The sequence below is a fragment of the Arthrobacter sp. sptzw42 genome (assembly GCF_059089685.1).
This window is the reverse complement of the sequence record NZ_JBNHEX010000004.1, coordinates 272,587-286,283: the sequence shown is the minus strand read 5'-3', so window position 1 is coordinate 286,283 and position 13,697 is coordinate 272,587. Positions and strand designations below refer to the sequence as shown.

The following is a 13,697-nucleotide window of genomic DNA, read 5'->3' as shown; positions in this document are numbered from 1 at the left end:
ACCGTGAGCGCGCATGTCCCATGGACAGCTGCTTTGTTGGCATTGGCCGGAGGGCTCTAGAGTGGAGTCACAACGCGATGCGAGGGAGGGGCTGGTGGCTTCGCTGGATCCAACTCCCCAGGCTGTCCCGGATCTTCCGGACACCACGGGTACGCCGGCCAAACAGATTCCACCCGCAGCGGTGGCCCGGCTGACGCTCTACCTGCGTGCCTTGAACACCCTGCTCGCCGAGGGAGTGGAACGCGTCTCCTCGGAATCCCTTGCCGAAGCCTCAGGCGTCAGTTCAGCTACCTTGCGCAAGGACCTCTCCCACGTGGGCTCCTACGGGACCCGCGGCGTCGGGTACGAGGTGCAGTACCTCAGCCGCCACATCGCCGCTGCGCTCGGGCTGACGCACGACTGGAAGGTCGCCATCGTAGGCGCGGGCAACCTTGGCAAGGCCCTGGCACGGTACGGCGGCTTCGAATCGCGGGGGTTCGACGTCGTTGCCATCTTTGACGCCGACCAGATGGTGGTGGGCAACGAAGTGGGATGGCTGCGCGTCAGTGACGTGGCCGACCTGGAAACAGTGCTGCACCGCACCGGGGCAAACATGGTGGTGCTGGCGCTGCCGGCCGCCGTCGCACAGGATGTCTGCGACCGAGTGGTGGCCGCCGGTGTCCGCAGTGTCCTGAGCTTCGCGCCCGTGATGCTCCAGGTGCCGGAGGGGGTTAACCTCCGCAAGGTGGACATGGCCACAGAACTGCAGATCCTGGCTTACCACGCACAGCGGGCGCAGGCCCCGGGGCAGACCGCCTAGGCTTCAAGCGGTTCCGGGACCCACGCCCGCTGGTGCGGGAAGTGTGCGGTTTATCGGCCGTAGGGGTTGCCCATGCCGCCGCCGTAAGGGTTGGCGAAAGGCTGCCGCTTCTGGAAGTACGGGGCGGCTGCCGGCAGGTAGAGCAGGACGATGGCGGCGATCCCCAGGAGGGTGCCGAGGGTTCCGAAACTCGGGACACCGAAAAGGCCGAAGATGGACAGCGCCGCAAAGACGGTACCCAGGATGCGGGCCCAGTTTTTTCCTTTGCGGATGAAGAAGGCCACCAACAGGTAGAGCCCTGCGCCCAGGATCGCGAACACCACCAGGGTGCCGGCGATGACGCCCTTGATGTCCTCGTATGAGACGCCCGCTCCGGAGCCCTCCACCTGCTGCTCAAAGGTCTGACGGAACACCGGGTCGTCCAGCTGCGTGAGTCCGGTGAGCATGGAGATGACGAAGATCGCGGCGGAGGCGATCAGCAGCCAGAAAGAGATGTTGACCAGTTGCGGCACTCCGTTGCTGCCCGTGGGCTGCGGCTGCTCCGACGGGTACTGGGCGTAGGGGGACTGGCCGTATGGCTGCTGCCCGTACGGCTGCTGGCCAAAGCCCGGAGCCTGCGGCGGGTTCTGGCCATACTGCGGAGTGTTTTCCCCATACTGTGGTGCGCCGGACTGGCCGTACTGCGGCGGGTTCTGCCCGTATTGCGGCGGGTTTTGCCCGTACTGCGGAGCGTTTTGGCCGTACTGCGGCGGATTCTGCCCGTAACGCGGCTGCTGGTTGCCCTGCTCCGGATCGTTGGGCACGGGAGGCGGGACGGGAGGGTTACTCATGGGCTGTCCTTTGGCGTGTCGGGTTCTGGTAGGCTGCCGGGTTTCGGTCCTCTGCCCTACCCCCAGCATGGCTTAAGTCCACCGTACCCCCGCACGGGCAGCAGATGAGTCATTCGAGGGAGGTATTCAGCCCTGTTAGCGGCTGCGTTCCCGGCCTTCGTTTCCCACCGCGGCAAACCAGGCCTGCGGGTTGGGCAGCCAGAGCAGGACCGTTGCCGTCAGGCTGATCAGGAAGCCGGCCCAGTTGCCGCCCTGGCCAACGCCCATCGCCACATTGGTAAGGGCCAAAAGCAGGGTGACGCCCGTCAACACCGTGAGGGCCAGCCGGGCCCACTGCTTTCCCTCTTTCATCTTGAGCGCAAAGACGATCTGCGCGGCCCCGACGGCGGCCGCCAGCAGCATGAGCAGGAGAACCCCAACCGCCGCACCGGGTGCTGCGGCAAAAAGCACCAGCGAGGCAAGCATGCCCAGCATTCCGCCAAGAAGGCCCAGCAGTCCGCCGACGAACCAGATCCAGAACGAGACTTTGAGCTCGGTGGGGAGCCCGGCCACCGAGAACATGCCGGCGAAACCGTTGCGGGGCCTGGTGCTGTCAAAGTTGCTCATGGCCATCACTGTAGCCCTGGGCCTGCAGGGCGGGCTTAATTGGTAGCGCCCCGGTGCCGGCTGAAGCCGGTGCCGGGGCGCCGTCAGTCAGGTGCGCAGGAACTACGCTGCGGGAGCGATGAAGGCGAGTTCGAGGTTGATGGCAACCTTGTCGCTCACCAGGACACCGCCGGTTTCGAGGACGGCGTTCCAGGTCAGGCCGAAGTCCTTGCGGCTGATGGTGGTCTCAGCGGAGACACCGGCGCGGGTGTTGCCGAACGGGTCCACGGCCACACCGTTGAACTCGGTCTCCAGGGTGACGGGGCGGGTGACACCCTTGATGGTGAGGTCGCCGGTCAGTTCGTAGCTGGTGCCCTTGGCGACGAGTCCGTTGGAGACGAAGGACATCTCGGGGAACGTCTCGACATCGAAGAAGTCTTCACCGCGGACGTGGCCGTCGCGGTTGGCGTCACCGGAGTCGAAGCTTGCCGTCTGGACGGTGGCGTTGATCCGGGTGTCTGCCACGTCCTGGCCGAGTTCCAGGGTTGCTGCTGCTTCCTTGAACTGGCCGCGGACCTTGCTGATTCCGGCGTGGCGGACGGTGAAGCCGATTTCGCTGTGGGAATTGTCCAGGGTCCAGGTGCCGGTGGTGACGTCTGCGGGAAGTGCCATGATGTTGCTCCTTGAGGTGTTCGCTTGTTCCATGGTGTTGAAACTTCATCTATTGAAGTATCAACTAACTGCTGCATCCAGTATAAACATGCATTTGCATCTTTTGTTCCCCGCTTCGGAACATTTCTTCAAGAACTTTGGTTCTACTCTTTGTAGAAAGCATGCGCAGAAGATTTCGGATCGCACGCCATCTTTGAGAAACTGGTAAACATGCCCCAAGCCACTGTCCACCTGCTCCGCCACGGCGAGGTCCATAATCCCGACGGCGTTTTGTACGGAAGGCTGCCCGAATTCCACCTCTCGGAACTGGGGCAGGAGATGGCACGCACCCTCGCTGAGCACTTCCGGCAGCGCGCCGACAACGGTGCCCGCATCACTTACCTTGCCGCCTCGCCGCTGGACCGTGCGCAGGAAACTGCCCGGCCGACGTCGGACGCCCTGCACCTGCAAATCCATACGGAGGAGCGGATCATCGAGGCAGAGAATTACTTCGAGGGCATGAAGGTCTCCAAGGCCGAACTGCGCAGGCCCAAGCACTGGCCGCGGCTGGTCAACCCCCTCCGGCCATCATGGGGCGAGCCCTACAAGCAGCAGGCGGCAAGAGTCATGGAAGCGGCGCAGGAAGCGCGCCTGCTCGCTATCGAACTGGCTGCCGGCGACTTCGGGGCAGAAGGCCCGGAAGCAATTATGGTCAGCCACCAGCTTCCCATCTGGGCTACCCGGCTCAGCGCGGAAGGCAAGCCGCTGTGGCACGATCCGCGCAAGCGCGAGTGCACGCTCACCTCCATCACGTCACTGGTGTTCGATGACGACGGCACCCTTGTGCGCGTCAAATACAGCGAACCCGCGGCGTCCCTTCTTCCTGGTGCGGCGAGCACCCCTGGAGCCTAGAAGTGACTGACAGTTCCACCACCAGGGGCAGGCCCGGCCTGCCCGTCACCTCCCGCCGCAGCGTACTCGCTGCCGGTGGCCTCGCCCTGACCGCGCTCACCCTGGGCCTTTCGGCCTGTGCCCAGGAGGACGCCCTCGCAGAGCAGGCAAGGGCCGGGGACAACAAGAACTACGTGGCCGGCGACGGCTCCGTCACGGAGTTCGCTGGCAGCGACCGGAAGTCCGCCGTCCAGATCAACGGCACGCTGTTCAACGGCACGGCGGTTGCGCCTGCCGACTTCCAGGGCAAGGTCACCGTCCTGAATTTCTGGTTCGCCGCCTGCGCACCGTGCAGGGTGGAGGCGCCCATCCTTGAGGAACTTCACCAGGAATTCAAACCCCAGGGCGTGCAGTTCTTTGGGGTCAATCTCCGGGACGAAAAGGCCACCGCGGAAGCTTTCGACAAGTCCTTCAACCTGACCTACCCCAGCTTTGACGACAAGGACGGCGGCGTCCTGCTGGCCGTCAGCGGACTGGTTCCCCCCGGAGCCGTCCCCACCACCCTGGTGCTGGATAAGCAGGGGCGTGTGGCTTCCCGCGTCCTGGGCGAAATCCAAAAGGGCACCCTGAAAGCCCTCATCGCTGCCGCCGTGGCAGAGTAGCGGCGGACCCGTGAACAGCCCCTTCGCCGAAGCCATTCTCAACGGCTCGCTCCTCCTTGCCATTCCGGTGGCGCTGCTGGCCGGGTTGGTCTCCTTCCTGTCCCCCTGCGTCCTGCCCTTGGTTCCGGGCTACCTCGGCTATGTCACCGGCCTGAGCGGTGTGGACCTGGAGAAGCAAAAGCGCGGCCGGATGCTGGTTGGTATCGGGCTGTTCGTGCTGGGCTTCTCCGTGATCTTCGTCCTGCTCGGCGGGGCGTTCGGGCAGTTGGGCACCCTGATTACCGGCTCGCAGAATGCCTGGATCACACAGGTGCTGGGCATCCTGGTGATCGTTATGGGTGTGGTGTTCATGGGCGGCTTCAGCTGGCTGCAGCGCGACGCCAAAATCCACGCCAAGCCGCCGGCCGGACTGTGGGGAGCGCCCCTTCTGGGCTTGACGTTCGGACTCGGTTGGGCACCGTGCATCGGACCCACCTATTCAGCGGTCCAGCTCCTGAGCCTCTCCGGCGGGTCCTCCGCAGCCAAGGGCGCGTTCCTTGCGTTCGTCTACAGCCTCGGGCTGGGAATTCCCTTCCTGCTCATTGCCCTGGCGCTCCGCCGGGGGATGGGTGTTATGGCGTTCTTCCGCAGGCACCGCCTCGCCATCCAGCGCATAGGCGGCGGCATCCTGGTGGTCCTTGGGCTCCTGATGGCCAGCGGCGTCTGGGGGACCTGGGTGACCGGCCTGCAGTACTGGTTCCAAACCGATGTGAAGTTGCCAATCTGATGAGCGAGCGCGTGAACGTAGAGAAGAAGACTTCGGATCCGGTGGGTGGCGCCAAGCTGTCAGAGGCCAAGGCTGGGGCAGCACTGCCGGTATTGGGGCCGATGGGCATGCTCCGGTGGGCCTGGACCCAGCTGACCAGCATGCGCACAGCACTGTTCCTCCTGCTGCTCCTCGCCGTCGCCGCAGTCCCGGGCTCGCTTTTCCCGCAGCGGCCGGCCAATCCGTCCGTCGTCACCCAGTACATCAAGGACAACCCGGACTACGGCAAGCTGCTGGACACCCTCCAGCTGTACGACGTCTACTCCTCGGCCTGGTTCTCAGCCATCTACCTGCTGCTGTTCATCTCCCTCATCGGTTGCGTGGTGCCCCGGGCCATCGCCCACTACAAGGCAATGCGCTCCCAGCCGCCGCGGACCCCCAAACGGCTGTCCCGCCTCCCGGAGTACGGCACCCTGGTCATTCCGTCCGACGCCGGGATCCCGGCGTCGGACGCCATCAACAGCGCCGCCGGGGTGCTGAAGAACCGCGGCTACCGCGTGGAGGTCCGGGACAGCGGCGGCGAGCGTCCTTCGCTGGGCGCCGAGCGCGGTTTCGCGAAGGAAGTGGGGAACCTGGTGTTCCACACGTCCCTGATCGGGGTCCTGGTTTCCGTGGCCGTCGGCGGCCTGTTCGGCTACAGCGGCCAGCGGATCCTGGTGGAGGGCGACACGTTTGTGAACACCCTGGTGGGCTATGACCAGTTCACGCCGGGCACCAATTTCCAGTCGGGCCAGCTCGAGCCCTACTCAGTGCAGCTGGATAACTTCGACATCACGTTCGACCGCGAGTCCGAGGGCAAGGTGGGCCAGCCCATCGACTTCTCCGCCGCGGTAACCACGAAGGAGAACCCCGACGCGCCTGCCCGGAAAGAGATCCTGAAGGTTAACGATCCCGTCACCCTGGGCGGCACCAGCATCTACCTGACCGGCAATGGGTACGCTCCCGTAGTGACCATCCGGGACGGTGAAGGCAACGTGGCCATGCAGGGTCCGGTGGTGGCTAAGTTGCAGGGGGACAACTACTACTCCTCAGTGGTGATCAAGGTGCCGGACGCCAAGCCGGAGCAGCTGGGCTTTGCCGGGTTCTTCCTGCCTACGGCCTTCATTTCGGATCAGGGGGTGTCCTTCAGCGGCGACCCCGAACTCTTCAACCCGCAGCTGACGCTGAACTCCTACTACGGCGACCTTGGCCTGGACGACGGCTCCCCGCAGAACGTCTTCGAGCTGGATGTGCAGGACCTGACCCCCCTTAACGCAAGGAACCTCGACGCCGGCGGCATCACCCTTGCCCCGGGGAGCAGCTACACGCTGCCCGACGGCAAAGGCAGCATCAGCTTTGACGGCGTGAAACGCTACATCGGCGTGGACATCCACCACAACCCCGGCCAGCTCTACGCCCTGATTTTCGCGCTCCTCGCCGTCGCAGGCCTGATTCTTTCGCTCTACGTCAACCGCCGCCGCGTCTGGGTCCGCACAGGCACCAACGCAGACGGCTCCACCATGGTGGAGTACGGGCTCCTGGCCCGCGGTGAGGACCACCGGCTTGCCGCCGAGGCCGAAGCAGTGCGGAAACTGCTGTCAGGTGAATGGCATATCGACCCCGCCGCGGCCCGACCGGGACCCGCACAACAAACTCCCAGCAGCGCGCGCGATAATAGCGACGGCCCTGCCACGACTGCAGGCCGAGCCACCACCACAGCAGGCCCCGCCGGGCCCGAAAAGGACCAGTAATGCCGTACGGAATCAACGAGACCATGGGCCAGTACAGCGAGCTCTTTATGCTGCTGGCTGCCGGCACCTACACGGTGGCCTTCATCGCTTTCGCCTGGGACCTGGCCAAGAGCAGCAAGGCACTGCGCGCTGTTGACCTGAAGGCGGCACAGGCAGAAGAGCCAGCAAGGGTGCCGGCCGGCGCCCTTGCCGGGGACCGCACTGAGTCCCAGCTCGCCGGGCCTGCGGGCAGGGCTGAACGCCCGACGTCGTCCGCAGCCCGCTCAGGCGGCAGCGGGGCCGGGGGAATGGTTACCGCCGACGCGGACATGCGGTACGCCGGCGAGCGTCGTGCTCCGGCGCGGGTGGCCGTGGCCCTCACCCTCCTGGGTGCGCTGATCCACGGCGCCGGCGTGGTGACCCGCGCGCTGGGAGCAGGCCGGGTGCCCTGGGGCAACATGTATGAATTCCTCACCACCGGCGCCTTCGTGGCCGTGGCCGTGTTCCTGCTGGTGCTGATCCGCCGCGACCTGCGCTTCCTCGGCACGTTCGTGGTGGGGCTGGTCATCATCATGCTGGTGGCCGCCTCCGTTGCGTACTGGACGCCTGTAGGCCATCTGGTTCCCGCCCTGCAGAGCTACTGGCTCATCATCCACGTGTCCATCGCGGTCCTCTCCTCCGCCTTGTTCACCCTGACGTTTGCGATGTCCGCGCTGCAGCTCGTGCAGGCACGCCGGCTGAGGACCGTTGCCGCCGGCGGTGCGGACAAACTGGGCTTCATGCGCCTGGTGCCGTCCGCCCTGAGCCTGGAAAACCTCTCGTACCGGATCAACGCCATCGCGTTCATCGGCTGGACCTTCACCCTGATGTTCGGGGCCATCTGGGCCGAAAAAGCATGGGGCCGGTTCTGGGGCTGGGACACCAAGGAAGTATGGACGTTTGTCATCTGGGTTGTCTATGCAGGTTACCTGCACGCCCGGGCAACACGGGGCTGGACAGGCACCAGGGCGGCCTGGCTGTCAATCGTCGGCTACCTCTGCGTCATCTTCAATTTCACCATTGTCAACCAGTTCTTCAACGGGCTGCATTCGTACTCCGGGCTCTGAACAGAGCTTTAACACCAGCGGCAAGGACACTTTCCGTAAATAACAATTCGGTGTAGCAATAGGACTGTTCGCGGTCCTGCCGTGATGCTACCTTGGTGAAGTCCGCCCGTGATGAAGCTTGCAGGCGAAACACCAGTTTCACCGAGGTACCCATGAGCTACGTGCTCGCCATTGATGTCGGCACCAGTTTCACTGCTGCCGCGATTGCCCGGTTTGACCAGGGATCTTCCCCTGCCCCTGAGGGCCTGCCGTTGGGCCTCCGCGGGGCAGCGGTGCCCTCAGTTATCTACTACCCCGAGGACGGGCCCATCCTGGTGGGGGAGGCGGCAGAACGCCGCGGCCTCGATTCACCCGCGCGGGTGGTCCGCGAATTCAAGCGCAGGGTGGGCGACTCCGTACCAATCTCCGTAGGGGAGCTGTCACTTCCCCCTGAGGATGTTTTCGCCACCATGGCCCGCTGGGTGGCAGACCTGGCCGAGGAGCGCGAGGGCGCGCCGCCGTCGGCGGTGGTGCTCACACATCCTGCCGCCTGGGGCAGCCACCGCACCTCGGTCATCCTCGCTGCCATGGCCGCCAGGGGCCTGAAGAACGTCACCCTCGTTACCGAACCGGAAGCCGCGGCACTTTATTACGCCTCCCAGGTCCGGGTGGAGGACGGCAGTACCATCGCGGTGTACGACCTCGGCGGAGGTACCTTTGACACCGCCGTACTGAGGAAGGCCGGCAGCAGCCGATTTGAGCTGGTGGGGCGCCCCGAGGGCATTGAGAACCTGGGCGGCGCCGACTTCGACGCCGAAGTGTTCCGCTACGTCGCCGCGCACACCGGAGATGCCCTATCAAAGCTCAGCCCTGAGGACGCGGGCGTCCGCGGGGCGCTGGCCAGGCTGCGGCGGGAGTGCGTTGAAGCCAAGGAGGCGCTTTCGGCGGACAGCGAGGCAAACATCTCCGTCCTTCTTCCCGGCGTCCAGCAGCAGGTCCGCCTGGTACGGTCCGAGTTCGAAGCCCTGATCGAGGAACCCATCCGCGACACCGTGGACGCGCTGGAACAATCACTGGCCCAGATGGAACTGAAGCCTGCGGACCTGACCGCCGTGCTGCTCATCGGTGGATCATCGCGGATTCCCCTCGTGGCGCAGCTGATATCGGAACAGCTGGACCGGCCCATCGCCGTCGACGCCGATCCGAAGTCGTCCATCTGCCTTGGCGCCGCAGTTTCAGCAGTTCTGGCTCGTGCGGAAGTTCCCGAAGCCAAGGAACCGACGCCGGAAGCGGCGCCCGGCAAGGACCCTGCGGAAGCCGGCCTTACCGCCGTCGGGATTCTTGCCGTGGCCGATCACAAGCCGGGACGCCGGGCCAGTTGGTCGCGCAAAGGCGCGACGGCCGCCGGTGCGGTTGCCGGACCGGCCCATGGGCATGCCCACGGCGGTGCGCATGCTCCAAAGCCAACCGTCCGGCTGACAGCCATAGCAGCCGCGGCTGCCCTGGTGTCTGTCCTCACGGCCACCGCCGCCCAGAGCCCGGGAGGCTTGAGCAGCCTCACATCAATCCTCGGCCAGCAAGCGGAAGCCGCGCCGGGGACCGATTCCGCCCCTGGTGGTATGGGTGGGGGAAGCGGGCCGGGTCAGGGAGCCGCAGCAGCCGGCGGGGCACCGGTGGCAGGCATTGAAGCAGGCGTGGACAGGAAAGCCGCGTCCGCAGGCGGGGCAGGCCTCGACGTGGAGGCCTCGCCCACCAGCCGCCCGTCGTCCAGCGCCGGCGCAGGCTCCGGCCAAGCCGGTGGGGGGTCCACAGGCGGTGCAACTGCCGGTTCGGGCACGGGTACCCCTGCTGCAGGTGGCGGTACAACCGGATCAGCCGGCGGCGGAGCAGCTGCCGGGACTCAGGATCCCGCCGGGACGCCCGTAACGAACCCTGGAACCGGGGAGCCGGCACCTGCAGGTCCTGGCACTCCTGACCCCGGCACGCCGGTGACTACTCCGGATCCGGTGACGACCCCGAATCCGCCGGTGGTGACCGAGCCTCCGGTGGTGACAGAACCGCCGGTGGTCACTGAACCGCCGGTGGTGACAGAACCGCCGGTGGTAACAGAACCTCCGGCAACGACTCCGGTTCCTCCTGCGGACCCGACACCGGTGGACCCGCCTCCTGCGGACCCTGTAACTCCGGCGGAAACGGTTCCCGCTTCTGCGCCGATCACCACCTCCGAGCCGGCGGTTTAGGATGGCTGGTCATCAAACGCGCGAGGAAGTGCATGGTCTGTTCCACCCGGAGCTGAACCATCAAAGCCCCCAGGCTGCCGAGCAGATGGCCCGGCAGCTCAAGGGCGAGAACGCAGCAGTGCGCGAGCTTCTGCTGGCGCTGTCGGTTGGGTTTGTGCTGCCCGGACCCTTGCCTGCAGATTTGCAGCGGAAGATTGACGGCGGCGAGGTGGAAAGCGTCGATGCCCTGGCCGCACGGGCAGAGGCTGCCGGGCTGCTTTCCCCGGACGGAAGCGTCGTGGGACCGGCACAGCACGCCCTGCTGAACGTAGCGCCAACTACCAGGGTGCACGCACTGCAGCGTGAACTTGTATCCCTGTATGTGGCAGATCGCCAGCCACTGGGGGACCTGGCCCGCGAGCTGGCCCGCGGTGGCTTGGCGGACCCCCACGTTGCCGCTGAGCTGGAGCACGGGGGTGACAAGGCTCTGGAGCATGATCCTGCTCTGGCCGCACAGCTTTACGGAGAGGCACTCCTGGCCGGAGCTGACGAGATAGCAACCGCTGCCCGCCGTGCCCAGGCGGCCGCGGCCGACGGCGACCTCGACACTGCCACCCGCATCATCGACAGCCTCCTGGTCTGTCCGGAACCGCCTGACGTTCGCCGCGGAGTGGACGTCGCGTCAGCAGTCTGGGCACAGCGGGGAATGCTGGCACGCAGTGCCGACGCCTACAGCTGGTTGGGAGCCTCCAGGTTGGGACCCTCGGCGCCGCTGGCCGCCGTCGCCATGATTGGCTGCGGCAACCGGCCCGGAGCGGAGTCGCTGTTCCAAAGCGATGCGCCGGCATCCCCGACACTGCTGGCCGCCGCGCTGACCCAGACGGGAAAGGGCATCCTCGAGTCGCTGGGGCAGGATCCGCAGCAGGCGCTCCCGCTGCTGATCCATGCCTCTGACATGCTCAATGCCACCGGCACAGCCCTTCCTCTTCCGGATACTCCTGCCGCCCTCGCAGCGCTGATGGCCCTGCACAGCGGCGAGCCGCACCTGGCAGAAACCGTATGCCGCTCGGCAGCCGCTGCAGGGCAGGGCGGTAACGCCGCAAAGCCGCGGCTCTTCCTGCTTCAGGCGTGGTCGGCCATGCAGCAGGACAAACTCGAGGACGCCAGGCTTGCCATCAACGAGGCGTCAAAAGCCAACCACTGGCCTTTGGTGCCGAGGGATGAGTTCCTGCGGGCGGCGCTGGAAGTGGGCCTTGCCCGGCGCAACGGCGAGATAGCTGAACTGGTTGTGGCCTGGGAACGGGCACGTGAGGCCATGCTGCACACGTCCGTAGACCTGTACAGCCTGCTGCCGTGGGGTGAGCTGATGATCACTGCTGCGCGGCTGCGCGAGACCCGCCGTGTGGCGCACTACCTCGACGAGGCCAAGCGGCTGCTGGGGCGCCTTGGTGATCCACCGCTGTGGGCGGTGCCCTTCCACTGGGCCGGCGTGCAGGCTGCACTGCTGGGTGAAAGCCCGGCGGAGCTGGCCCCGCATGCGTCGGCACTCGCGCGGGCCGCCCAGCACAGCCACCTGGCTGTTGTGCTTGCTGCCGCCGGCAAGGCGTGGGTTTCGGTGCTGGCGCGCAGGTTCCAGCCCGCCGACGTCGAAATGGCTGCGCGGGGCCTCGGCAGGGTGGGAATGCCTTGGGAAGGTGCAAGGCTGGCCGGACACGCTGCTGCCCGTGCGGAGGAGCGCAAGGACATGGTGCGCCTGTTGTCCTGCGCCAGGGACCTTCACCCGCAGGGAAGTTCGGCGGGAAACGGAACCTCCGGCGTGCAGGACTCCCAGACTGCTTCCGGCAACGAACCGGCCACCGGCATGCAGCCGGACGGTTCCGGGCTGAGCGAGCGTGAAAAGGAAGTGGCTCGGCTGGTGCTTGAGGGCAAAACGTATCGGGAGATCGGGGAGACGATTTACATCTCTCCCCGGACTGCCGAACACCACATTGCCCGGATGCGCCGGCGGCTCGGTGCAGAGAACCGGTCGGATCTCCTGGCCAGGCTGCGCCTGGCCCTGGGTGCCGAGAATCCCCAACAGGACTAAACCCCTAATACCCCTAATCGGACGGCCGGCGGTTCCCCGGCAGGGGATCCGCCGGCAGGGGGAAACGGCCCGATGCCCGGTCCCGGAGGGGAACCGTACGTTTGATTCATGCCCGGCAACGAAGTCGGGCCAAGGGCAACTCAAAGAAATTAGGGGACATTCCAATGACACTCGCAAACGATCTCGTCCAGTTCCTGATGCACCTCTTTGGCGACCGTCAGGCCGCACAGGACTTCCTGGATGATCCGGAAAAGGTTCTGGAAGACCACGGCCTGGGCAAGGTTTGCTCAGCCGACGTGGACGCCGCAATGCCGGTTGTTCTGGATTACGCTCCGGTCACCGTGAACGCTTCCTCGTTCGACCGTGAGTACAACACCGGTGGCAACACGGCCTGGACCGGACCCAACGCCGGCGGCGGAAGCACAGGTGGCGGCAACCACGGCGGCGGACACCACGGCGGGGGAAACACCGGCGGCGGAAACACCGGTGGCGACGATCACGCTCACGCCGTCCAGCAGCTCCATCACGTAGTGAACAACTACTCCTACACCACGACGGTTGATGACCGCGACACCATCACCGACCAGTCCGTCAACCAGAACATCTGGGCCGACGGTGACGTCAACCAGTGGTTCGACAACGATTCCGTCGTTGCCTCCGGTGACCGCGCAATCGCTGCCGGCGACGACGCCGACGTAGAAGACTCCAACAACATCGAGGACTCCTACAACACGGACAACTCGACCAAGACTGATAACTCGACGGACAACTCCGTCAACGCCGGCGGCGACGTCAACATCGGCAACACGGAGATTGACGACTCCTTCAACACCGATGTGGATGTTGATGCCGACATCGATGACTCGTTCAACGACAACTCGGACAACTCCACCGAGACCGATGTCGAGATTGAGGACTCCTTCAACGACAACTCGGTTGAGCTGACGGACAACTCGGACAACTCCATCAACACCGACGTCGAGATCGAGGACTCGTTCAACGAGACCGAGACCAACGTGGAGCTGAACGACTCGTTCAACGACAACTCCGTCGACACCGACGTGGACGTTGACATCCAGGATTCGTTCCAGGACAACTCCACTGAGACCAACACCAACATCGAGGACAACGTGGTGGTTGCCGACAACACCGTCGACTACACCAACGTCGAGGACAACGTTGTTGTGGCTGACAACGAACTCACCTTCACAGAGGACAACTCCACCAACACCGAGGTGGACGTGAACGTTGAGGACAACGAGATCGCAGTCGCCGGCGACGACGCCTTCGCAGGCTAGCAATTCCGAGGTACAGTAAGCGCCCGGCAGGAGGCATCCACCTCCTGCCGGGCTCTCCTCGGTTTACCTCTCGTTTC

The 13,697-nt window shown here is 65.3% G+C and carries 12 protein-coding genes; 9 read left to right on the top strand and 3 right to left on the bottom strand.

The annotated features are described in order from the left end of the window. The first annotated feature begins 94 nt into the window (after positions 1–94). The gene (locus AC5RT4_RS07330; RefSeq protein ID WP_494041501.1) at positions 95–799 is read left to right on the top strand and encodes a redox-sensing transcriptional repressor Rex; all 705 of its coding nucleotides are present in this window, start codon (positions 95–97) and stop codon (positions 797–799) included. Between the two features lie 50 nt (positions 800–849). On the opposite strand, the gene AC5RT4_RS07325 is transcribed toward AC5RT4_RS07330, so the two are convergent. From AC5RT4_RS07325 to AC5RT4_RS07315, 3 genes are all read right to left on the bottom strand, one after another. Then, the gene (locus AC5RT4_RS07325; protein ID WP_494041502.1) at positions 850–1,629 is read right to left on the bottom strand and encodes a hypothetical protein; all 780 of its coding nucleotides are present in this window, start codon (positions 1,627–1,629) and stop codon (positions 850–852) included. A gap of 135 nt (positions 1,630–1,764) precedes the next feature. Continuing rightward, a complete protein-coding gene (locus AC5RT4_RS07320) occupies positions 1,765–2,235 on the bottom strand; it encodes a hypothetical protein (protein ID WP_494041503.1) in 471 nt (156 codons plus the stop codon). Positions 2,236–2,337: 102 nt separating this feature from the next. Further along, a complete protein-coding gene (locus AC5RT4_RS07315; RefSeq protein WP_494105331.1) occupies positions 2,338–2,886 on the bottom strand; it encodes a YceI family protein in 549 nt (182 codons plus the stop codon). A gap of 210 nt (positions 2,887–3,096) precedes the next feature. Between AC5RT4_RS07315 and AC5RT4_RS07310 the strand changes: the two genes are divergently transcribed. From AC5RT4_RS07310 to AC5RT4_RS07275, 8 genes are all read left to right on the top strand, one after another. Continuing rightward, on the top strand, positions 3,097–3,777 hold the full coding sequence (locus AC5RT4_RS07310) for a histidine phosphatase family protein (RefSeq protein WP_494105330.1): 681 nt from the start codon (positions 3,097–3,099) through the stop codon (positions 3,775–3,777). Positions 3,778–3,779: 2 nt separating this feature from the next. Then, positions 3,780–4,418: a TlpA family protein disulfide reductase gene (locus AC5RT4_RS07305; protein WP_494105329.1), complete on the top strand. Its 639-nt coding sequence runs from the start codon at positions 3,780–3,782 to the stop codon at positions 4,416–4,418. A 10-nt stretch (positions 4,419–4,428) separates the two neighbouring features. Further along, positions 4,429–5,184 (top strand): cytochrome c biogenesis CcdA family protein, encoded by a 756-nt coding sequence (locus tag AC5RT4_RS07300; protein ID WP_494105328.1) that lies wholly within the window; start codon positions 4,429–4,431, stop codon positions 5,182–5,184. Continuing rightward, positions 5,184–6,953, top strand: a complete 1,770-nt coding sequence (gene resB / locus AC5RT4_RS07295; protein WP_494105327.1) for a cytochrome c biogenesis protein ResB — start codon at positions 5,184–5,186, stop codon at positions 6,951–6,953. Before AC5RT4_RS07300 ends, resB begins: the two co-directional genes overlap by 1 nt. Continuing rightward, the gene (gene ccsB, locus AC5RT4_RS07290; protein WP_494105326.1) at positions 6,953–8,038 is read left to right on the top strand and encodes a c-type cytochrome biogenesis protein CcsB; all 1,086 of its coding nucleotides are present in this window, start codon (positions 6,953–6,955) and stop codon (positions 8,036–8,038) included. Before resB ends, ccsB begins: the two co-directional genes overlap by 1 nt. A 152-nt stretch (positions 8,039–8,190) precedes the next feature. After that, positions 8,191–10,257 (top strand): Hsp70 family protein, encoded by a 2,067-nt coding sequence (locus AC5RT4_RS07285; RefSeq protein WP_494105325.1) that lies wholly within the window; start codon positions 8,191–8,193, stop codon positions 10,255–10,257. Between the two features lies 1 nt (position 10,258). Beyond that, complete coding sequence (locus tag AC5RT4_RS07280; protein WP_494105324.1) at positions 10,259–12,322, top strand: LuxR C-terminal-related transcriptional regulator; 2,064 nt, start codon at positions 10,259–10,261, stop codon at positions 12,320–12,322. A 164-nt stretch (positions 12,323–12,486) separates the two neighbouring features. After that, positions 12,487–13,620, top strand: a complete 1,134-nt coding sequence (locus AC5RT4_RS07275) for an IniB N-terminal domain-containing protein (protein WP_494105323.1) — start codon at positions 12,487–12,489, stop codon at positions 13,618–13,620. The last annotated feature ends 77 nt before the right edge of the window (positions 13,621–13,697 follow it).